At 70.4% G+C, this 20633-nt stretch carries 19 protein-coding genes; 11 read left to right on the forward strand and 8 right to left on the reverse strand.

Translation table 11 applies throughout. The annotated features are described in order from the left end of the window. Nucleotides 1-13: 13 nt before the first annotated feature. The gene (locus IRX98_RS23550; protein ID WP_224278118.1) at nt 14-646 is read right to left on the reverse strand and encodes a response regulator transcription factor; all 633 of its coding nucleotides are present in this window, start codon (nt 644-646) and stop codon (nt 14-16) included. Beyond that, nucleotides 643-2346: a sensor histidine kinase gene (locus IRX98_RS15110; protein ID WP_224278119.1), complete on the reverse strand. Its 1704-nt coding sequence runs from the start codon at nt 2344-2346 to the stop codon at nt 643-645. Before IRX98_RS15110 ends, IRX98_RS23550 begins: the two co-directional genes overlap by 4 nt. A 159-nt stretch (nt 2347-2505) precedes the next feature. Here IRX98_RS15110 and IRX98_RS15115 point away from each other — a divergent pair, with 159 nt between their 5' ends. Then, complete coding sequence (locus IRX98_RS15115) at nt 2506-3000, forward strand: hypothetical protein (protein ID WP_224278120.1); 495 nt, start codon at nt 2506-2508, stop codon at nt 2998-3000. Between the two features lie 6 nt (nt 3001-3006). Here IRX98_RS15115 and IRX98_RS15120 read toward each other — a convergent pair whose 3' ends face one another. From IRX98_RS15120 to IRX98_RS15130, 3 genes are all read right to left on the reverse strand, one after another. After that, entirely contained in the window at nt 3007-4359 is a 1353-nt protein-coding gene (locus IRX98_RS15120) for an MFS transporter (RefSeq protein WP_224278121.1), read from the reverse strand. Between the two features lie 51 nt (nt 4360-4410). After that, complete coding sequence (locus IRX98_RS15125) at nt 4411-5256, reverse strand: hypothetical protein (protein WP_224278122.1); 846 nt, start codon at nt 5254-5256, stop codon at nt 4411-4413. 158 nt (nt 5257-5414) lie between these two features. Continuing rightward, nucleotides 5415-6065 carry a hypothetical protein gene (locus tag IRX98_RS15130; protein ID WP_224278124.1) on the reverse strand — a complete coding sequence of 217 codons (651 nt, stop codon included), beginning with the start codon at nt 6063-6065 and terminating at the stop codon, nt 5415-5417. A gap of 203 nt (nt 6066-6268) precedes the next feature. On the opposite strand from IRX98_RS15130, the gene IRX98_RS15135 reads away from it, so the two are divergent. Beyond that, nucleotides 6269-7258: a MauE/DoxX family redox-associated membrane protein gene (locus IRX98_RS15135; protein WP_224278125.1), complete on the forward strand. Its 990-nt coding sequence runs from the start codon at nt 6269-6271 to the stop codon at nt 7256-7258. Between the two features lie 27 nt (nt 7259-7285). Next, nucleotides 7286-9169, forward strand: coding sequence for a glycosyltransferase family 2 protein (locus IRX98_RS15140; protein ID WP_224278127.1), 1884 nt, complete (start codon nt 7286-7288; stop codon nt 9167-9169). Between the two features lie 62 nt (nt 9170-9231). Here the strand turns inward: IRX98_RS15140 and IRX98_RS23555 are convergent, their stop codons facing one another. Beyond that, on the reverse strand, nt 9232-10434 hold the full coding sequence (locus IRX98_RS23555) for a glycosyltransferase (protein WP_224278129.1): 1203 nt from the start codon (nt 10432-10434) through the stop codon (nt 9232-9234). A gap of 367 nt (nt 10435-10801) precedes the next feature. Here IRX98_RS23555 and IRX98_RS15150 point away from each other — a divergent pair, with 367 nt between their 5' ends. Then, nucleotides 10802-12679 (forward strand): ABC transporter ATP-binding protein, encoded by a 1878-nt coding sequence (locus IRX98_RS15150; RefSeq protein ID WP_224278131.1) that lies wholly within the window; start codon nt 10802-10804, stop codon nt 12677-12679. Here the strand turns inward: IRX98_RS15150 and IRX98_RS15155 are convergent. Continuing rightward, a complete protein-coding gene (locus IRX98_RS15155) occupies nt 12657-13529 on the reverse strand; it encodes a glycosyltransferase family 32 protein (RefSeq protein ID WP_224278133.1) in 873 nt (290 codons plus the stop codon). The two genes, IRX98_RS15150 and IRX98_RS15155, sit on opposite strands and share 23 nt — an antisense overlap. Beyond that, nucleotides 13526-14311, reverse strand: a complete 786-nt coding sequence (locus IRX98_RS15160; protein ID WP_224278203.1) for a glycosyltransferase family 2 protein — start codon at nt 14309-14311, stop codon at nt 13526-13528. Before IRX98_RS15160 ends, IRX98_RS15155 begins: the two co-directional genes overlap by 4 nt. A 252-nt stretch (nt 14312-14563) precedes the next feature. Here IRX98_RS15160 and IRX98_RS23560 point away from each other — a divergent pair, with 252 nt between their 5' ends. The 7 genes from IRX98_RS23560 to IRX98_RS15195 all read left to right on the forward strand — a co-directional run bounded on the left by IRX98_RS23560 (nt 14564) and on the right by IRX98_RS15195 (nt 20561). After that, nucleotides 14564-15355: a class I SAM-dependent methyltransferase gene (locus IRX98_RS23560; RefSeq protein ID WP_224278135.1), complete on the forward strand. Its 792-nt coding sequence runs from the start codon at nt 14564-14566 to the stop codon at nt 15353-15355. After that, nucleotides 15340-16224 (forward strand): glycosyltransferase family 2 protein, encoded by an 885-nt coding sequence (locus IRX98_RS15170; protein ID WP_224278137.1) that lies wholly within the window; start codon nt 15340-15342, stop codon nt 16222-16224. The genes IRX98_RS23560 and IRX98_RS15170 overlap by 16 nt, the downstream gene beginning before the upstream one ends. 123 nt (nt 16225-16347) lie before the next feature. Continuing rightward, on the forward strand, nt 16348-17199 hold the full coding sequence (locus tag IRX98_RS15175) for a glycosyltransferase family A protein (protein ID WP_224278140.1): 852 nt from the start codon (nt 16348-16350) through the stop codon (nt 17197-17199). A gap of 98 nt (nt 17200-17297) precedes the next feature. Then, nucleotides 17298-17834, forward strand: a complete 537-nt coding sequence (locus IRX98_RS15180; protein ID WP_224278204.1) for an acyltransferase — start codon at nt 17298-17300, stop codon at nt 17832-17834. A gap of 5 nt (nt 17835-17839) precedes the next feature. Next, the gene (locus IRX98_RS15185; protein ID WP_224278142.1) at nt 17840-18844 is read left to right on the forward strand and encodes a glycosyltransferase family protein; all 1005 of its coding nucleotides are present in this window, start codon (nt 17840-17842) and stop codon (nt 18842-18844) included. After that, nucleotides 18829-19893, forward strand: a complete 1065-nt coding sequence (locus IRX98_RS15190; protein ID WP_224278144.1) for a hypothetical protein — start codon at nt 18829-18831, stop codon at nt 19891-19893. Before IRX98_RS15185 ends, IRX98_RS15190 begins: the two co-directional genes overlap by 16 nt. Continuing rightward, nucleotides 19890-20561 (forward strand): acylneuraminate cytidylyltransferase family protein, encoded by a 672-nt coding sequence (locus tag IRX98_RS15195; protein WP_224278146.1) that lies wholly within the window; start codon nt 19890-19892, stop codon nt 20559-20561. The genes IRX98_RS15190 and IRX98_RS15195 overlap by 4 nt, the downstream gene beginning before the upstream one ends. Nucleotides 20562-20633: the final 72 nt, after the last annotated feature.

The following is a 20633-nucleotide window of genomic DNA, read 5'->3' on the forward strand; positions in this document are numbered from 1 at the left end:
TGCGGCGGCTCTGTCACCGTCCGAGGCCGCCGGCGAGCGCGATCGCGATCGCGTCCTCGCGCGTGGCGACCTCGAGCTTGGCGAGCATCTCCGAGACCCGGTTGCGCACGGTCTTGGGGGCGAGGAAGACCCGGCCGGCCACCTGGTGCGTCGACAGGCCCTGCGCGAGGAGGCCGAGGATCTCGCGGTCGCGCGCGTCGAGGCGGTCCAGCACGTCCGCACTCGGCACCGCCGACGCCGCGACCCGCACCGAGGCGCTGGCGCCCGAGCTGAGCACCACCGAGCCGGCGGCGGTGGCACGGATCGCGCCGAGCAGCTCCTCGGGCGGCGCGTCCTTGACCAGGTAGCTGTCGACGCCGGCCGCGAGGCTGTGCAGCACCGTCGCGGGCTCGTGCGTCATGGTGAGGATCAGCAGCTTCGTCCCCGGCCAGCGCTCGCGCAGCGCGAGCCCGAGCGTGACGCCGTCGCCGTCGGGCATCCGGAGGTCCAGCACGCACACGTGCGGAGCCGGGTCCTCCGGGAGGGCGAGCGCCGCGGCCACGGTGCCGGCGGTGCCGACCACCTCCATCCCGGCATCGGCCTCGACCAGCGCGGCGAGGCCGGCGAGCACGACGGGGTGGTCGTCGACGAGGACGACCCGGATCACGGGTGCGGCCCCGGCACGACGAGGCGCACGAGCAGTCCGCCGCCCACCGGGTGGTCGAGGTCGAGCCGGCCGCCGATCTCTCGGGCGCGGGTCGTCAGCGAGGTGAGGCCGACGCCTGGCACGACCGGGCCGCCGGTGCCGTCGTCCTCGACCTCCGCGCGCAGGCACCCGTCGACGCGCCCCACCCGCACCCGGACGTACGACGCCCCGCCGTGGCGCAGCGCGTTGGTCACCACCTCCGCGACGAAGCGGTAGACGACGATCGCGCGGTCGCCCTCGACGTCGTGGGCGTCGTGCACCTCGAGGTCGACCCGTGGACCGCCCGTGGTCCGGAAGGAGGCGGCGAGCGCCTCGAGCGCCCCGGCCAGGTCGGCCCCCACCAGCGGCTCGGGTGTCAGCGCGGAGACGATGCGGCGCAGGTCGGCCCGGCAGGCGGCGAGGTCCGCGGCGAGCGCACCCAGCTCGGCGCTCGGCCGGGTGGCCCGCTCGGCCTCCACCCGCATCCCCATGCCCGCCAGCGCGGGCCCGAGGTCGTCGTGGAGGTCGGCGAGGATGCGTGCCCGCTCGATCTCGCGCTCGCGGATCACGTCGGCGCGGGCCAGCTGCGCCTCGACGGCGAGCTCGACCGCCCGCGCCGCGAGCGCGACGGTGGGCGCCAGCTGGCGTACGACGTGCTCCTGGCGCGCCTCGAGCCCCTCGGGCTCCTGCAGCCGCACCGCCATCACCCCGACGCGTTCGTCGCCGACGACGAGGGGGAAGGTCGCCCACCCGGGCCTCTCGTCGAGGTCGTCGAGGACGATCTCGACGGCCTCCGTGGCGCTCGCCGCGGCCACGAGGCCGGCGGCGGTGCCCAGCAACGCGCGCGGGTCGCCGTCGCCCCCGAGCCCGCCCGTCAGCGTGGCGAGGTCGGTCCCACTCAGCAGCCCGGTGCCGTAGCGGCGGGCGAGGAAGCGGCGCCGGACCGCGACCGCCGCGGGGGTCGACATCATGATCGTCACGGCGGCGGCCAGCGTGCCGACCACCTCGGCGCCGAAGATCCGCTCGTGCTCGGCGAAGGACCACATCAGACCACCGGCCACGAGCCCGGCGAGGAGGACCCCGACCACGAGGGCGACGTCGACGAGCGGCTCCACGGCCGGTCGGGGCTGGCGCACCAGCGCGGCTCCGGCGACGGTCCCGGCCACGGCGAGCAGTCCGAGCGAGGAGACCACGCCGAAGGTCGTCACCGAGCCGAGCTGCCAGGCCACGGTCGCGCCGGCGAGGGCGACGACCGACCACAGCACGACCCACGTGCGCCAGCGCCGGGCGGCGCGGCCGCTCGCGGGCAGGGCGGCGACGGCGACGGCCAGCAGCGGCACCAGCCAGCCCGGGCCGACGGAGGTGGCGGGCTCCGAGCTCGGCAGCGCCGCGAGCAGCATGGCGAGCGGCGTCGCCGCCCCGGCCACAACGGCGGTCCGGCCGAGCGGCGAGCGCGGTGATCGGTCGAGCATCACCACGCCCGCGATCCCGAGGGGCAGCCAGCCCAGGAGCGGGAGAGTCGCATCGGCGACCACGCGGTCGTGCGGCAGCACCAGCAGCGCGGGCAGGAACCCGAGCGAGAGCAGCGCGACCGCGGCGAGCACCTCGCCCGACACCGCTGGCGCGGCGGAGGCCGCAGCAGGGGGCGACACCGCTCCCCCCGGGGCCGACACTGTGGTCATGGACCTCAGTATCCGCGCGCTGACGGTGTCCCGGAAGGCTCCGGGACACCCCCGGGACACGGGCGGGACGACGCGGGACGCGGGGCTCTGGCACCCGGGTCGCGCGTACGCCCACCGTGGATGGACAGCCACCCCGGCCGCCACCCATGAGGAGACACCATGACCGCCAGCCCGGCCGTGGCCGCACCGGCCACCCGCACCCGGATCCCCAGCTACCCCGTCCTCGTCGGCATCGTCTACGGCATCTGCGTCGTGGGGATGTCGTGCAGCATCGTCGCCGAGATGATCTTCGGCTACACCGGCAGCGGCGAGCAGCCGCGCTCCCTCGGCGAGCAGCTCCTCGGCGTGACCGGCTTCGGGACCCTGGGTCTCGTGGTCTCCGTGCTGTCGGTGCGGTTCCTGCGCTCCGAGCGCCAGCGTCAGGTCGGGGCGATCGTGCTCGGCGTCGCCGCGGTTCCCGCCCTCGCGTTCTTCTGGTGCGGGATGCCGGCGCTGCTGGGCGCGGGCGCGGCCGCGCTCGCCGGACTGACGAGGGGACGTACGCCGCTCGCCGGGGCAGCGCGTGCCTTCGGGCTGCTCGGCCTGGCGTTCGCCGTGATCAACCCGATCGTGAACTTCCTCGGGGTGACGATCTCCTGGATCGTCACGTCCTGAGCGGGCTCAGGCGCTGACCGGCTCCGGCCGCAGCGTCGGGCGGAGCACGAGGAGACCCAGCAGCGGCAGGACGGCGAGCACGAGCAGCGCCGCCGGCATCCCGAGCGGACCGCTGATCCCGGCCACGACCGCCGAGCCGACGCTGCCGCCGATGAGGAAGAGCAGCGTCGAGACGCCGAGCGCCACCCCACGCACCTCCTGCTGCACCGCGTCGCCCACGACGGCGCTCAGGGCCGGCTGCCCCAGCCCGAAGGCGAAGGTCACCAGGATGATGGCCACCACCAGGATCGGGGCGCTCGTCCAGTGGGCCCCGGCCGTGGCGACGAGCAGGGCGGCCGACGCGACGACGGCCGAGACGGCCAGCGCACGCGCCGGACCGATCCGGTTGAGGGTGGGGCCGGTGACCTGCGGGACGACGAGCGCCACGACGGCACTCGGCACCATCGCCAGGCCGACCTCCCACGCCTCCCAACCGGCGGACAGCAGCACGGCGGGGAGCGCGATCAGCATGGCGAACCACGCCGCCGGCACCGAGGACGCCGCGACCGCGCTGCGGACGACGGTGGAGTTGCGGATCACCTCGACCGGCAGGAAGCCGTCGGGGCGTCGGCGTACGGTCGCGCGCACGGCCGGCACGCCCAGGATGAGCAGTCCGGCGCCGATGGCGGCGACCAGCAGCCCGGCCGACGGCGACTGCACGAGCAGCACCATCCCCGCGGCGGTGAGGGCGACGAGGATCGCGCCGACCACGTCGAGGCGGGCGCCGCTGCCGTCGGTCGAGAGCGCGCGCCACAGCAGCGGGACGACGAGGGCGCCGAGGATCGGCAGGGCCATCACTGCGCGCCAGCCGAAGGCGGCCTCGACGACACCGCCGATGAGCGGACCGAGGCAGCTCACCGCGGCGGCGACACCGGCGAGGCGACCGAAGGCGAGCCCGCGGATCTCTCCGCTGTAGCGCGCGGACAGCACGGCGACGCCCAGCGTCGGTACGGCGGCAGCGCCCGCGCCCTGCACCATCCGGGCGCCCAGCAGGACAGGGAAGGTCGGGGCGAGCGCGGCGACCAGCGCACCGATCGACATCAGCACCAGTCCGGCGAGCAGCGGTCCGCGTACGCCGACGAGGTCGGAGATCCGGCCGTAGAGGGCGGTGGTCACCGCCAGCATCAGGACGTAGAGGCTGATCGTCCACGCGGCGAGGCCGGGACCCACGCCGAGGTCGTCGCCCATCAGCGAGAGCGTCACCGCCGCGCTCGAGGACCCCATCCCGGCGAGCCCGAAGAGCAGGCCCAGAAGCATCGACACCCGTCGGGAGTCGTCAGGCTGGTGGGTCGCAGGGTCGGTCGCGGTAGGGGAGGTCATCGAGGGATGACAACCGCGCGGGGGTGCCGGTTGTTCCCTGCGGGGTTGCGGTTAGGGGCAGGTCTTCAGCGAGAAGTCGCTCAGGTAGATGCGGTGGTACTGGCCCGTGTTGTTGCCCGAGGCACCGGTGTTCGTCCAGTAGGAGAGCGTGAAGGTCGAGATACGGGACAAGTTGTCGTCCGGGAAGTCGATCTTCACGCGGGCACCTGCGGCGTTCTCGTTCTGATTACCGCTGTCCGCGTTGAACCAAGGGTCGTTCACCGTTCCCGAACCACGGATGTCATCATCCTTCGTCTGGTCGAAGCTCACGGTGGAGGACAGAGCGACGCGGTCGGCGTACGCCGGGCTCGCCAAGTTGTCGATGTCAACGATGGAGAAGCTCAACCCCTGAACGGCCACCAGCGCGGAGGAGGGCGAGGGACTGCTGCGGAAGGTGACCGTCAGGTCCTGACGGTTGTTGTATCCCTGCGGGCTGATCTGCTGCAGGCGCACGCCACGCTCACCGGAGCCGAGGCCGCCAAGGTTCGTGATGACGGGATCCTGAAGCGTGCCGTTGTTCCCTGAGCCGGGAGGCACCGAGAGGTTGCGGGTCTCCGACGGGCTCGACCCCGGGATGTTGCCATCGCCCCTGCCGCGGCCGCGGAAGACGGTGGAGAAGTGGACATAGATGGTCTGGCCAGCCGGCGACGAGGGCACCGTCGCGTAGGACGTGTTCCCGCTGTGGTTGTAAGTAACTGACCCCCAGTTCAGCAAGAAGCTCCGCGGCGAGGCGCACGTTGAGGCGGCGAACGCCGGTGCTGCCGTCGCGACCGCGACCACGGGCACGCTCCACGCAGCGCCCCTGACCAGGTTGCGCCGCGACGCGCGCAGGCCCTGTGCTTCAGTACCGAGTTCCATCGGTCGTTTCCCATCGATCACGAGCGACCCCCCAGGTGGTCACCTCGTCAACTACGGTAGGGATGGACTACCTACGGGACAGTAACAATCTGGTTTCGTCGAATGCGATCTGAGTCACATCTTGGGCGAACCTAGACAAACCGGTCTTGCGCCATCTGCTAAACGCACGTCCGCAGGCGCATCTGCCTAATCCGCACCACGTGCTGGGCGCTGGTGAGAGGACCGACTGTCGAGTAGAAGCGCAGCGTCAACGAGGTGATCGGCACCAGTCCGTTGGGATAGGTCACGGTCACGGTCTGGTTCGCCGCGTTGTCCCCGCTCGCCCCAGTGGTCCGCCAGGGGTTGTCGCTGGTTCCTGTGCCCGTCACCGCGGAGCCCTGGGTCACGGCCGGGGCCTGGGGGGCGCCCGCGAGGAACACGTGGTCGAAGTAGCTGCCGAAAACGCGATCGATGTCGTCGATGGAGAACGTGAGCCCGTAGACGTCCTGCGTGAACGCGAACGTCACGGTCTGGAAGTTTCTCTCGGGGCTGAGCGAGCGGGTCGTCGGAGAGTTGTTCACCAGGCTGATCGAGTCCTGCGTTGCCGCAACCGAGCCCGGCGTCAGGTTCTGGGAGTTGAGCGATCCGGGGCCGCGCAGGATCGAGCTGTAGCCCGCCCTCACGTTGACGACCGGCGCCCCGGCGACCGACCCCGTCTGCCGCGTCGTGGAGTAGGACGACGACCAGGCCACCGGCAGCAGCGCGGTCCTGTTCGCGCACGGGGACGCCGCGAACGCGGGAGCCGTGGCAGCAACGGCGACCACAGGCACGCTCCACGCCGCTCCCCTCACGACGCTGCGTCGGGACGGATTGACGTGCTGAACCATCGATGTCCCCCCGGACCATCCGCATCGAACGAACCGTCAAGATTTTACTAAGGAGCCCTAGGTCGCAACAGCCGGAAAGCGCATGACCTCGCTGCGCCTGGCCGCTTCGCCCGCCGCTGCGGCGGACACCACCTACGATCACGCCCATGTCATCTGCTCCGGTCGCCGCGGTCCTGGTCGCGCTGACCCTCGCGGCGGTGCTGGCGACGAGCGGCGTCGCCAAGCTGCGCGACCGGGTCGCCACGCGGGACGCCTTCGACGCACTGCGAGTGCCGGGCGTCGTGCCGAAGGACGCTGCGGCCGGGGCGCTCCCCTGGGCGGAGCTCGCCCTCGCCGCCCTGCTGCTCGTGACCCCCGCTCCCCAGCTCGCGCCGGTCGCGGTCGCCGTGCTCGTGCTGATGCTCGCCTACACCGCTCTCATCGCCCGCGCGCTGGGCTTCGAGGAGCCGGTCGCCTGCTCGTGCTTCGGCAGCATCGGTCGCCATGACGTCGACCGCACGACCCTCGCCCGCAACCTGCTCCTGACCCTCCTGGCCGCAGCCCTCACCTGGTTCGCGTTCGCGGGCGTATCGGTCCCGGCAGCCGCGGTCGACCTCGACACCGGCGGGTGGTGGGCGCTGCTCGCCGCTGCAGCGGGGGCCACGGTCGCCGTGCTGGTGGTCGGCGCTCCGTCGCCCTCCGGCGCCGCGCCCGAGGCCGAGCTGCTCGACTACGAGCGGCAGGCCATCCCCTACGGCGTGCTCGCGCTGCCCGACGGGCGGACGTCCTCGCTGGTCGAGCTGGCCTCGACGCAGGCGCGCCTGCTCGTCGTGCTCAGCCCCGGCTGCGGTCCCTGCGTCCGCACCGCCGAGCACCTCGACGACTGGGCCGCGCGTCTCGCCCCGGCCGTCGGGCTGCTGGCGGTCTATCCCGACGTCGCCTCGGCGGCCGCGGCCCCGCAGCACGCGCGCGAGCTCTCGGCCTCCGAGCCCGAGCTCAACGTGCGCCGCGTCTTCTCCGCGGGGACGCCCTCAGCGGTCCTCCTCGGCGCCGACGGCTACCTCGCCGGCGGCCCCGTCGCGGGCGAGGACGCGGTCGCGGAGTTCGTCGAGGACGTGCTGTCCGTCCTGGCCGACGAGCCCAGTCCGGCCGAGTAGCCGGCCGCGGCTCCCTAGGATCGTCGCGTGCCCGAGCCTGCCCTGTCCGTCGTCGTCCCCACCCGGGGCGGCGTACGCCGGCTCCCGGTGCTGCTCGACGCCCTCGCCGCCCAGTCGCTCGTCGAGCCCTGGGAGGTCGTGGTCGTCCTCGACGGTGACGTCGACGGCAGTCGCGCGCTCCTCGAGTCGTACGCCGACCGCGTCCCGCTGCGCATCGTCGAGCACACCGGCGGGACCGGCGTCGGCGCGGCGCTGGCCGCGGGCTACGAGGCAGCTCGCGGCGAGATCGTCATGCGCTGCGACGACGACCTCACCCCCCGGCCAGGCTTCCTCGCCGCCCACCTCGCGCGCCACCGCTCCCGACCGTCCGGGTCGCCCCCGCTGGGCGTCGTCTCGATGACGCGCGACGTCTTTGCTGACACGGCGTACGCCGCGGCGTACGGCCGACCGGCCAACCAGCGCCTGCTCGCGCAGGCCTACGCCCGCCCCGCCGACGAGCGCTGGCGGCACTGGGCGGCGTGCAACTCCGTGCCGCGCGCGGCCTACGAGGCGGTCGGCGGCTTCGACCCCACGCTGGGCTACCGCGAGGACTCCGAGCTCGGACTGCGGCTCGCGCAGGCGGGCGTCGAGATCGTCGTCGACCCCGACCTGGAGGTCGAGCACCGCGCTCCCGCGCCCGACACCGCGACCCGCGCCGCGCGCGCCTTCACCTCCGGCGCCTCGACCGTCGCCTTCGACGAGCGGCACCCCGGCACGCACACCGTCACGAGCCACGCGCCGCGCGATGCATGGGGTAGGGCGGTCGCTGCGGCAGCCGGTCGGATCGGGTCGCGCGAGCGTGCCGCCGCCCTCGGTCGCCACATCGACCACGTCCTCCCCCGCCTCCCCGAGGCGGCACGCGGCAAGGCGATCGCCTGGGCCGTCGAGGCGGCCGCCGTCGCCGGTCGACGGGTCGGCGACACCATCTGGGTGCGCGACGTGCCCGGCGCCCCGCTCGACACGGTGAGCGTCGTGGTGCCGCACCACGGCGACCCCGCGCCCACGCTCGCGCTGGTCGAGCAGCTGCTCGCGCAGACGCACCCCGTGCAGGTCGTCGTCGCCGACGACGCCTCACCTGTCCCCTTCCCCGACCGCGAGGGGATCGAGGTCGTGCGGCGCGCCACCAACGGCGGCTTCGGCGCCAACGTCAACGCCGGCGCGGCCGCGGTCACCGGCGAGGCGATGCTGGTGCTCAACAGCGACCTCGACCTCGAGCCGACCTTCGTCGCCGACTTGGTCGCCGCGGCGCGCACCCACCCGCGCGCTGTGCTCGCGCCGCGCATGGTCGACGAGCGCGGCACAGAGGCGTGGGTCGGCCGCGACTTCCCTCGCGTGCGCCACCAGGTCGCCGCCTGGCTGACCCCGCTCGCCCGCTTCCGCAGCACGACCGCCTGGCACCGGGCAGTCGGCCACGACGTACGCGCCCACCGCACCGAGGCCGAGGTCGACTGGGTCGTCGGTGCCGCGATGTGGATCCCGGTCGCGGACTTCCGCGCCGTCGGCGGCTTCGACGAGCGCTTCTTCATGAACTCCGAGGAAGTCGACCTCCAGCGGCGCCTGCGCGAACGTGGCCTGTCGGTCGTCGCGCTCCGCTCACCGACCGTCGTGCACGCCGGCGGCGGGTCGTCACCGTCGGAGTCTCGACGGCGGTGGCTCGTCGAGGGCCAACTGCTCTACGCCGACAAGTGGGGCTCGCGTCGCGCGCTGCAGGCCGCCCTCGGCGCCGCGACCGGGGTCAATCTCGTGTTCAACGCGGCGCGACGCGCGGCAGGCAGCGAGGTACGACCCCTCGAAACGGCGCGCCACGAGATGTCGATGACGCTTGGCGACCGAACGCACCAGCCGCGTTGCGCATCCCGTCCCGAGCACTGACGGCAGTTATGCAGGAGCACATTGCCGATCCAGTCGACAATCCGAGCGTACGTCGACTTTCTTCAGCTCGGCCACGCTTTGCGCAGGTCGGCGTCGAACGTGTCGACCGAGTAAAGCGACCACGCCCATTGTTGCGCTCGGTCGGCCCGCTCTTGGTGGTCGGAAGGACTACGCAGGACGTCGCTGATCGCCGCTCCCATGCCCGCGGCCGAATCAGTGCAACGTACGAACAGCTCGGCGCCTCCCACCCCTTCAGCGCCGACGGAGGTCGTCACCACAGGAACGCCGTGAAGAAGGGCTTCCACCGTCTTGAACTTGACCCCCGCGCCGCGCATGACGGGGACAAGCACAACAGTCGCCCGCCGATACTCAGCCGGCAGATCTTCGACGTACCCCGCGATCTCCACGGACGGGTAGCCGGCGGAGCGCTCCCTGAGTACCTCACTGGCGCCCTTGCCCACGAGACGTAACCGCGCCTGCGGATGGTCAACGACGACGTCAGGCCAGACGTGTGTCAAAACCCATTGTGCTGCCTCGTCGTTCTCGGGTCGCGACAGATAACTCACCACCAGCACGGTTTCCTGCTCGCCCGGACGGTGCTCGACCGGGGCACCCAGCCCCAGCGGCGGCCTGATGACCCGAGCGTGTGGCGGATGGTCCAGAAGAGCAGCATCCTTGTCACTGAACACCACCACCTCGTCCAACCGGTCGACCATTCGACGCTCGTGTCGGCGCGCCTGCCACGTGAGGAATCTCCTTCGCACGGCTGAGGAGCGCCCGGAGACAGGCCTCCGGGACAAGGACTGTGAGAGCACGTCGTGGAAGGTTCCCGAAACGAACGCTCGAGAGTTGATCGACTGGACGAGACGAAGCAAACGGATCGAGTCGGCCCACTGCAGATCAATGACATCGGCACTCCGCAGCGCATCTCGGGCGGATCGAGACGTCAACAGCTCGGCGACTAAGGGCAGGTAAGGCATGCCGGGATCGAAGCGACGTAGCCACGTGTCTAGATTCAGGGAGAGCCGGTTCATCGCTGCTTGGCGCCTGGTCATGGCTGGCGTCAGGCCCAGGGGAACAACACACTGGGGCGCGCCGGGCTGTAGCGCGGCCTCACGGTTGGTGCGCGTTCCAGGGACGAAGACGGTCAAGTCCGCGTCCGACTCCACTGTTCGTGTCCATTGCGACAGATACCTCCCTCCAGCATGGGGAACTTCGTCGTACCCCAAGGTCGAAGCCAGTTGGACCACCTTGATGCGCGCCACGTGATTCATGCTGACAGGCTGCGGCGGCCGGCGCTTCGGTTTACGTGTTCCCCGCAGATCGCCGCGCGCTCACAGAAGGGTCGGCTACCTCTCAACACGCTCCGCAAGCTACCAGCGCGCCGGCGACGCGACGTGCTGCTGTCGAGCCCTTAGTAGCACACGTGCCTATCGATGCATCGACATCGCAGAGACGATGACGACAAGGAATCGATGTGTCGCACTGCGAAGCGAAGACCCCTGATAGGGCACGGCAAAGCGTTGTTGCTGCTTCAGTCAGGAGTCGACAGGGCTACCGCCATGAAGCGGATCACGTCTCGATTCGAGCAGGATGCCCCGGCGGTGAGAGGCCAGCAGGCAGACTGTCCACGTGCTCAGCCTCTCTGGAACCCCGCTCCGCCGTCTGGCTGGCCTCCTCGGGTTTCCTCCTGGGACCGGCGAGCTGATCGACCATCCCACCCGGCGCCGCCTGATGCTGTCGATCGTCCTGTCCGTGGTGCTCGCGCTGCTGGACATGCTGGGCGTCGTCGCGATGTTGCCGATGATGCAGTACGTGACGGGCCAGTCTCCGGACTCCGGTGCACTCGGCTGGGTGAGCACGCTGCTGGGCGACCCGTCCGCGCGCGTGCTTGTGCTGTCGCTAGCGCTGATCATCTTCGGCACCTTCGTGGTGAAGGACGTCGCTGCGCTGCTCGTCAGGAGCTGGCAGTTGCGCTTCATGGCCACGCAAAACGTCAAGATCTCGACCGCGCTGCTGGAGGGATACCTCACAGCTCCGTACTCATGGCACCTCCGACAGAACACCGGCGACAAGCTGTGGACCGTCCAGGGCGCCGTGTCGATGGGGTACTCCGGCGGCCTCACCTCAGCGTTATCCGTCCTCACCGAGCTCATGACAATCGTGTTCGTCTTCGGATCGCTCCTGCTGATCTCCCCCACGATCGCGGTGTCGGCGGCGGTCTACTTCGGGGTCGCCGCGTTCGTCATCCAACGCGTCATCCGGCCCCGGATCCAAGCGGCTGGCGAGCGCACGCGTGAGGCCTCCCAAGCCGTTTCGAAGTCGAGCCTGCAGTCGCTCAGCGCCGTCAAGGAGATTCGACTCCGACGTGCACACCAGGCGTTCGTCGACGAGTTCAGCGAGAAGAGCGCCCAGGGCGCCGAGGCGGACGTGCGTGCGTCCATCCTCACCTCGATCCCCTCCTACTTCCTGGAAATCGTCTTCGTGCTCGGCATCGGCGTACTTGCCGCGGTCGCGACTACCGGAGGGTCGGCAGAGGAGGGTCTTGTTCTCCTGGGGCTGTTCGTAGCAGCCGGCACACGAGTGCTACCGAGCTCAGTCCGGCTCATCAGTGCTTTGGCCGGCGTGCGATATGCGCATGCACCGCTGGAGCACCTCATCCGGGTTAGTCGTGCCATGCGCACGAGCGCCGTCGAGGAGACGGCGCGGGTCGTCACGCAGGAGGTTCCGTCGGGCGACATCTCGATCACAGGTCTCCGCTACGCCTACCCGGACCGACCGGACGTCGAGGTGCTTGCGGGTGTCGACCTGGACATCTCGCACGGTTCTTCCATAGCCGTGATCGGCATGAGCGGCGCTGGGAAGAGCACGCTCGTTGACCTGCTGCTCGGTCTCCACCTTCCTACGGCCGGAGACATCACGGCTGGCGGGACCTCGGTCTTCGACAACCTGCCCGGCTGGCAGCGCCAGCTCGCCGTCGTTCCTCAGGAGGTAATGCTCCTGGACACAAGCATCCGCGAGAACATCGCGTTCGACGAGGAGCTGGCCCCAGACCGGCTTGCATTGGCCATCGAGCGCGCCCAGCTCGACGACCTGATCGATGATCTGCCCGACGGCCTCGACACATCCGCAGGCGAGCGGGGCATGCGCCTGTCCGGCGGACAACGCCAACGCATCGGCATCGCCCGAGCCCTCTATCGCAATCCGTCGCTGCTCGTGCTGGACGAGGCGACGTCCGCGCTGGACAACGAGACCGAGCGTCGCATCACCGACACGATCGAGGGTTTGCACGGAATGGTGACGGTCGTGGTCGTGGCCCACCGCCTCTCCACCGTCCGACACTGCGACCAGCTGGTCTTCATGGAGGGCGGGAGGGTGGCATCGTCGGGAACGTTCGACGAGGTGCGTCGGAGCAACGAGACCTTCGCGAGACTGGTGCAGCTCGGCTCGCTCGACGCCCCGGGCGCGTACGTCACGGCCGAGCCTGTCAGCGGTAGTCCTCGAAGTTGAGCAGCATCCGCTCGTCGTAGCGGACGTGGTCGAGGTACTTCAGCGTCAATGGGTCAAGCACCCTGCCGAGGAGATCGGTCCATGAGATGGGGTAGTCGGCGTCGTCGCCAAAGACGCCGCCCGGGTGCTTCGCGAGGCGCTCGGCTCGGGTGTCCAGCACGGCGTCCATCTGCGCGACCCAGGCCGCCGTGAGCGGGGTGTACGAGCGCATCATGAACCCGCCCTTGCCGAACATCAGCCTGTAGTGGACCAGGATGTCGAGGCCAAGCCGCCCCTTCAGCTTGCCGATCCAGTTCGCGTGGCTTGAGGAGTAGCTGGTGACCCAGACCTGCGGATCGGCTGCCATACGGTCGTAGCCGGGCCGCCACGATTCCAGTGGCTGCTTGACGTCGACATAGGCGCCGCCGTGGTGATGCATGAGGTAACCGCGCAGGTAGTCCGATCGGTGGACGAGTGACAGGTGTTCGTACGCAGCCGGCAGTGGGTGCTCCGGCACGATCCACTGGTCAAGGGTCGACGGCGTCACCAGCTCGACCGGCAGCCCGATCCTCTCCCTGATGAGGTCCAGGTTGGCCTGCCGGTTCGGCGTCAGCGGGTTGTTGCCTGTCCAGACGACGAATGCCCGGGCCGGGAACTCGCTCCGCTCGGTCAGCGCTACCTCGCCCGCGAGGAAGGTGTCGGCGTAGCGCGATGGCCGGTAGGTGTAGCGGCGGACTCGATCGACGTGCTTGAAGGCGGCCGTGGCGGCATCGAACTTGAGCTGCTTGGCCCTGCGCGAGGATCGCTTGCGCGCGACGAAGACACGGTGCTTCGCCTCCCTCACCAGTGACAACGGCGACGACTTGCTCACGCGCCCAGCACCTTGTCGGGGTCCCACTCGCGAGACCACGACGCCAACGTGACGGGCCGCAGGTCTCCGGTCGGAGACCACTCGAGCTTCGGGTGTCCGTGACCTTCCAGCATGTCGCGCCAGATCTCTCTCAGTTCGTCGACGGACTCGTCGTCGAGGTCACGCCAATGATCCACGCCGGCGCCTGCCCCACGTGGACCCGCCAGTCGCAGGGCGGCGGCTCCGTTCGCGATCTTGGAGCGGAACTGCTGCTCGCTCCGCCACGGGACGTGGAGGATCCGCAGCGACTGACTGACTCTCCCCGGTCGCGAGACCCCGTGGTTGCCATGGTGGAGCGCTGCCAGCAGGTGGGGGCGGTAGGCGACCTTCTCCAGCCGTGCAGGATTGGTGTCGATGCGCCAGCCGGAGGCGACGGCTCCGGACGACCCGGGCTCGGGGAACACGTTGTGGATGACGGCCGCGGCGATCGGCGTCGTGGAGGCCCGGAGCGTCTCGACCAGTGACCCCTCCGAGCCGAACCACCACTCGTCGGCGTCGAACGGCACGATCCAGTCGGCACCCTGACGAGCAGCCCACTGCGAGAGGAACTGCATCTTCGGCGCCTGGAAGTACGCCGGCTCGCGGTCGTCGCCGGTGAAGAGGAAGGCACCGTCCGCTCTTTCACGCAGGAGCTCGCCCGTCCCGTCGGTCGACCCGTTGTCGACGACGAGGACTCCGTCCACGCCCTGGCGACGCAGGTGGTCGATCGTCTGACCGAGGATGTCGGCCTCGTTCTTCACCATGGCCACGGCCCACACCGAACCGGGGACCCTCCGGCGAGCAGGGAGCACAGGCAGATCCATCCCATGCGCGACTCGCCTGCGCACGTTCCTTCCCGACGGTCCCCACCGTCGCGAAGCGGCGTCCCTCGCGGCGCGCGCATCCTTCGCCAGCAGCAAGGACCGGTGCTTGGCGCGCTGCGCGAGTCGAACGGGGGAAGACACCACGACAGGATAGGGCCGCGGCGACGCCAAGCGTGTGCCAAACTTCGCGGCGTGACGGTGACGGACGACGATCTGGATTCCATCCCCGGATGGTTCGGCCCCATGGACCGAGAGCTGTTCCGTTGGTTCCTGACCGCGGGTCGTGCCACATCTGGCACGGGGAACATCGCCGAGCTCGGCGCCTACATGGGCCAGTCGGCAGTCCTCCTCGGCGACCACCTTGAGGGCGGCGAGGAGTTCACGGTCATCGATCTCTTCGAGGCCCAAGCCGACGACCCGGCCAACCTCGAGGAGAACGCCGACTCCTACCCGGGCCTGAGCAGGCAAGGCTTCGAGGCGAACTACACGCGCATACACGCGCAGCTTCCTCGTGTGGTGCAGGACTTCAGTGAGCGCATCGTCAACCACGTTGGCGAAGGCAGCTGCCGCTTCGTCCACGTCGACGCGTCCCATCTCTATGACCACGTCGTCGGCGACATCAAGGCGGCCAAGGCGCTCCTGTCGGCGGCCGGCGTCGTGGCCTTCGACGACTACCGTGCCACCCACACTCCCGGCGTCGCGGCGGCGGTTTGGGAGGCGGTCGCATCCGGTGGACTGCACCCGATCGTCCTGAGCCCCAAGAAGCTCTATGCCACGTGGGGTGACCCGGCTCCGTATGTCCGAGCCATCCCCAGGCAGACGTCCCGCTGGACGTCCGAGATCCAGTCGGTCGCGGGCGCCGACGTGCTCGTGCTGTCACCCGCTCATCACGAGACCTACAGGTGGATCAAGTACCTGCCACCGGCCACCGTCCCGTACGCGAAACGGGCCCGTGCACGATTGTCGTCGTGGACCGAGAAGTAGACGGCCTCGTCGAGTGCTCCGTCATCATCCCGACCTACAACGCCGCCCACGTGATCGGCGAGCAGTTCGCGGCGCTTGCCGCGCAGGTCGATGCCCCTGACTTCGAGGTGGTAGTCGCCGACAACGGGTCGACCGACGACGTTGCAGGGGTGATCGAGTCATGGCGCGCCCGCCTTCCGCGGCTGCGCCGCGTGGACGCCTCCCGCGGACGAGGTGTCTCCGTCGCGCGAAACGTCGGGATCGAGTCTGCCGTCACAGACCGCATCCTGATCTGCGATGCAGATGACGTTGTCGGCCCAGGATGGGTCAAGGCTTTTCACGAGGCACTCGACGAGAACCCTCTGGCAAGTGGTCCGGCCGAGACGGTCACGTTGTCCGGTCCGTCTGCCGCCTGGGTGCCGATCGACCAGATGAGCACCGGCCTGTACGACACTTGGGGCGGGCGGACGTATGGGCTGGGCGGCAACACTGCAATGCACCGACAGGTGTGGGAGCGCGTCGGAGGCTACGACGAGCAGTTCCCGGCTGGCGCGGAAGAGATTGACTTCGCTTGGCGGGCGTGGGACCTCGACTACCGCTTTACGTATGTGCCAGAAGCGCTGCTGCACTACCGAATCCGCACCGACTTACGCGGGGTGCTGCGACAGCAATACAATTCAGGGCGCGGCACAGCCACGCTCTACGCCAAGTTTCGTCCGCCGGAGGTGGTGCCGAAGTCCTTGCTGCGACGGATCCACCACGAGCTACTGCTGCTCAGGCAGTTCCCATGGAGGGGCAGCGCGGACCAGCGCCGCATGTGGCTCACAGTAATGGCCTTCGAAGTCGGCAAGTTGGTCGAGTCGAGACGCATCGGAGCGCCCGCTCCCTAGAAACTTCTGCTGCGGTCCAGCAATCGGGCGGATCACGCCTGGGTCTTGTGCCGATGAGTCGGTCGCTCTCGACGCTAGATTGCTCAAACCCGAATCCCCGTCGACCAGACTTGCAGGAAGCCCGTGACCGAGACCCGCGTCGGAATCGTCATTCCATCGTTCAACTCCGGCACCATGGTCGCCGAGGCCGCAGCAAGCGCGCGCGAGTGCTTGGGGGGCGTCGAGAACATCGTCATCGTCGACGATGGGTCGACAGACCGACAATCACTGAAAACACTGGGTTCGCTCCAGCGCACTGGATTCCAAGTCCATCGCCAGGAGAACGCAGGAGTCAGTGCGGCACGCAACTACGCATTGACGCATCTTCGAACGCCCTATGCCATCGCCTTGGACAGCGACGACCTGATCGAGCCTGGCGCGGCCTCAATCGCAGCCGACGTCCTCGACGCTCACGATGACGTCGTCATCGTCACAGGATCGGGTATCAACTTCTCAGACGGTGCATCTCCGCAACAGTCAGCTCCGATCACGCCCGGGGCGTTGACTCGTGAGGACATGTGGCGATCCACGATGATCGCTACTGCGTCGGCGTTCCGGCTCAAAGATTGGCACCGGGTGGGCGGTTTCCCAGAAGGGGTAGCGGTCGGTGAGGACTGGGTCTTCTGGCTTCGACTTCTTCGCGGCGGTGGTCGCATCTCGACCTCAGATGCCGTATTTGTCCGTCACCGCAATCACGACGCCCAGATCACTCGAGGCGAGATCGATCCACGCGAGTCGTCCAAAGCGGCGAATCTGGTGCTGCGAGAGAACGTCGACCTTGCCCTAGCGCATTCGGAAGATCTCATCGACGAGCTCTGTCGGACGAGAACGACCCTCGCGGCCTATCGGCATGCCTACCGTCGAATCGACCAGGCGAAAGTCCGGCTAAAGAGTCTTGGGGCGCGACTGCGCCGCGTTCAGCCGCGCCAGAGTTGACAGTAGCGAGGAGAGCACCTGCCTCGATCACCCGATGGACTGCTCGCCAAACTTGAGGGACTGTGTTCTGCGCCATCACTAGAGTGGCGGCTGTGACGATGATGCGCAGGCTGGCCGAGGCGCGCCCCGGCCTCCGCTGGCGCGCGGGACAGGTCGCGACCGGGATGGTTTACCGCCGTGCCTTCGGCTCGATCGGCGCAGGCACCGTCATCGTCCGGCCCCACAAGCTGCAGGGCGTCGAGCGCATCCACCTCGGCACCGGCTGCTCCGTCTTCGAGGGCGCCTGGCTCGTCAGCGAGCCGGGTGGTGGCGCGCTGCGCATCGGCGACCGCACCTACCTCGGCCACGACGTCCACCTGCACGCGCTCGACCCGGTGACCGTCGGGTCGGACTGCGTCATCGCCGACGGGGTCTTCGTCGGGTCGTCCGACCACGACCGCGAGGACCGGCACCAGGTCCACGGCACCGGTCCCATCACGATCGGCGACCGGGTCTTCCTCGGGCAGCGTTGCGTGGTGCTGGGCGGCGTCACGATCGGCGACGGTGCGACCGTCGGTGCGCACGCTGTCGTCACCAAGGACGTGCCCCCCGGCCAGACCGTCGTCGGCATCCCCGCTCGACCCGTCGGGCACTGAGGCCCGTGCGCGTCCTGCTGGTCAGCCCCGGCTTCCACGGCTACCACTCCGCCATCGCGGGCGCTCTCGCTGCGCGGGGGCACGCCGTCTCCACCCACGTCTACGACGCCCACGGCGGGCTCGCCGGCCGCGCGTGGCACCAGCTGCGCCACCAGCTCCCGCGGCGTCTCGGCGCCGGGTCCCTGCGACGGCTGGCGCGGGAAGAGACCGCCGGCGCGGTCGCGGCCGTGGCGCGCAGCCGCGCGCAGGCCGTGGTGGTCGTGAAGGGCGACACCCTCGAGCAGGAGTTCTGGGACCGCATCGCCGGGCTCCCCCGTGTGACCTGGCTCTACGACGAGGTACGCCGCACCCGCTGGAGCCTCGACCGGTTGGCGGGGGTCGGCCCCGTGGCGACGTACTCCGCGCACGACGCGGCAGCCTTCGCCTCCGGCGGCTTCGACGCCCGGCACCTCCCTCTCGCCTTCGACCACCGGCTGGTCCCCTCGCCGACGCAGCGACGCACCGGCGACGTCACCTTCATCGGGGCCCGCTACCCCTCACGCGAGGAGGTGCTCACGACCCTCCACGACCGTGGTGTGCCGGTCCACGCCTACGGTCGCGACTGGTCCGGCCACCCGGTCGACCGGCTGCGCACGTGGCGCGTCGGCTCGCCCACGGTGCCGGCCGAGCGCGACGTCTCGCGCGCCGGGGCGTACGACGTCATGGCCGCCTCGGCGGCCACCCTCAACCTCCACGGCGACCAGGACGGCTTCACGATGCGCACCTTCGAGGCCGCCGGCGTCGGAGCGGTGCAGCTGATCGACCGCGCCGACGTCGCGGGTCTCTACGACCCCGGCACCGAGGTGCTCACGTGGCACGGCACCGACGAGCTGCTCGACCTGTGCCGCCGCGCCGTCGCCGACGTCGCGTGGGCCGACGCGATCCGCGCCGCAGCACGCTCGCGCACGCTGGCCGAGCACACCTTCGACCACCGCGTCGCAGTTCTGGAGGACGCATGGGACACGGTCTGAGGCACCCCGCCGACCTCGTCGCCTGGCGACGCTGGCACGAGTCGCGCCACCCGGTCCGCGGTGCGGTCCGGTCGGTGCGCGCGCGGCTGCGCCCCCCCGCGGACACGCAGGTCGACCTCCTCTCACCCGGGCAGGACGCCGACCTGCTCGTGGCGGTCGAGGCCACGCACGCCAGCGTCGCGCGCGCCGTCGTCGCACCGCTCGACCACCTCGAGCCCGGTCGCACGACAGTTGTCGCCCCCGTCGGCTGGCAGGCCTCAGCGGCGTACGCCACCCACCGTCGCCGCACCGTCGCGCTCTCCGACCTGGGCGACCTCGTCAGGCCGCGCGCGGTCCTCGCCGCCGGCCACTACACCGAGATCGGCGCCGCGGCCTTCGCCGTCGCCGACGACCGGGACCTGCCCTTTCTGGTCTCGCAGCACGGTGCGCTCACGCCGTACGCCCCTCCGTTGCCGCGCGCCGCCCGGCTCCTCGCCTGGAGCGAGGCCGACGGCACCTTCTGGACCACGGGGCGACACGACGTGGAGGTGACCGTCGTCGGCAGCGAGCTCCTGTGGCAGGCGGGTCTCGTGACAGGACGTCGTCCTCCCTCGACCAGCGGGCCCAGCGACGGGGCCGGGCGACTGGTCTACCTCGGCCAGGGACACGCTGCGGAGATCTCGCGGGCCCGGCTCGCGCAGGCGGCCCTGAGCACCTGCCGCAAGCACGACGCGACCTACCGCCCCCATCCCTCCGAGCGCGACGTCACCTCTCGCGCGGCCCTGGCGGGCTATCGCCGCGCCGGGATCACCGTCGACACCAGCGGCGTGCCGCTCGTGGACCTCGAGGCACCGATCGTCAGCGTCTTCTCCACCGGGGTGCTCGAGGCGGCCACCCGCGGTCGCGAGGCGTGGGTCGACTTCCCCCGTCCGCCCGCCTGGCTGGGTGAGTTCTGGGAGCGTTACGCCATGCACCGTCTCGGCCACTCCACACCCACGCCCGCACCCGACCGGCCCGCCCACCAGCCGGCCGAGCGGATCGCCGCGATCGTGACCGGGGCAGCGTCGTGACCCTCTGCGTGATCCCCGCCCGCGGCGGCTCCAAGGGCGTGCCGCGCAAGAACCTCCTCGACGTCGGCGGCAAGCCGCTCATCGTCTGGACGATCGAGCAGGCGCTCGCCGTGCCGGAGCTCGACGTGCTGGTCTCCACCGACGACGAGGAGATCGCCGAGGTCTCCCGCGCGGCCGGCGCGCGCGTGCCGTGGCTGCGGCCCGCCCAGCTCGCGCAGGACACCACCCCTACGGAGCCGGTCGTGCGCCACACCCTCGAGCAGGTCACGGCCGAGCGGGGACGTCCCGAAGCGGTCATGCTGCTCCAGGCCACCTCGCCGGTCCGGCACGACGACACCCTCGCCCGGGCGCTGGCCGAGTTCGCCGCCACCGGGGTGGACTCGATGGTCGGCGTCGTCGAGCAGCCGCCCTTCGTCTGGCAGGCCGGCGACCCGCCCACGGCGGCGTACGACGTCGCGGCCCGGCCACGTCGGCAGGACCTTACGGACGCGACCCGGCGCTACCGCGAGACCGGCTCGCTCTACGTCACGCGCACCGAGGTCTACGAGCGCCACGACAACCGCCTCGGCGGTCGCATCGGCCTCTTCGTGATGGCCGAGGACGAGGGCATCGACATCGACACCGAGCTCGACGTGGCACTGGCCGCGAGGTTGTTGGCCGCACGTTGAGCGGTGTCACCACGCGGAGACCATCCGCTGGTTACGGTGGTGCGGACCGCACCACGATCGGAAGGCCCAGCG

The sequence above is a fragment of the Nocardioides lacusdianchii genome (assembly GCF_020102855.1).
Lineage (GTDB): Bacteria > Actinomycetota > Actinomycetes > Propionibacteriales > Nocardioidaceae > Nocardioides > Nocardioides lacusdianchii.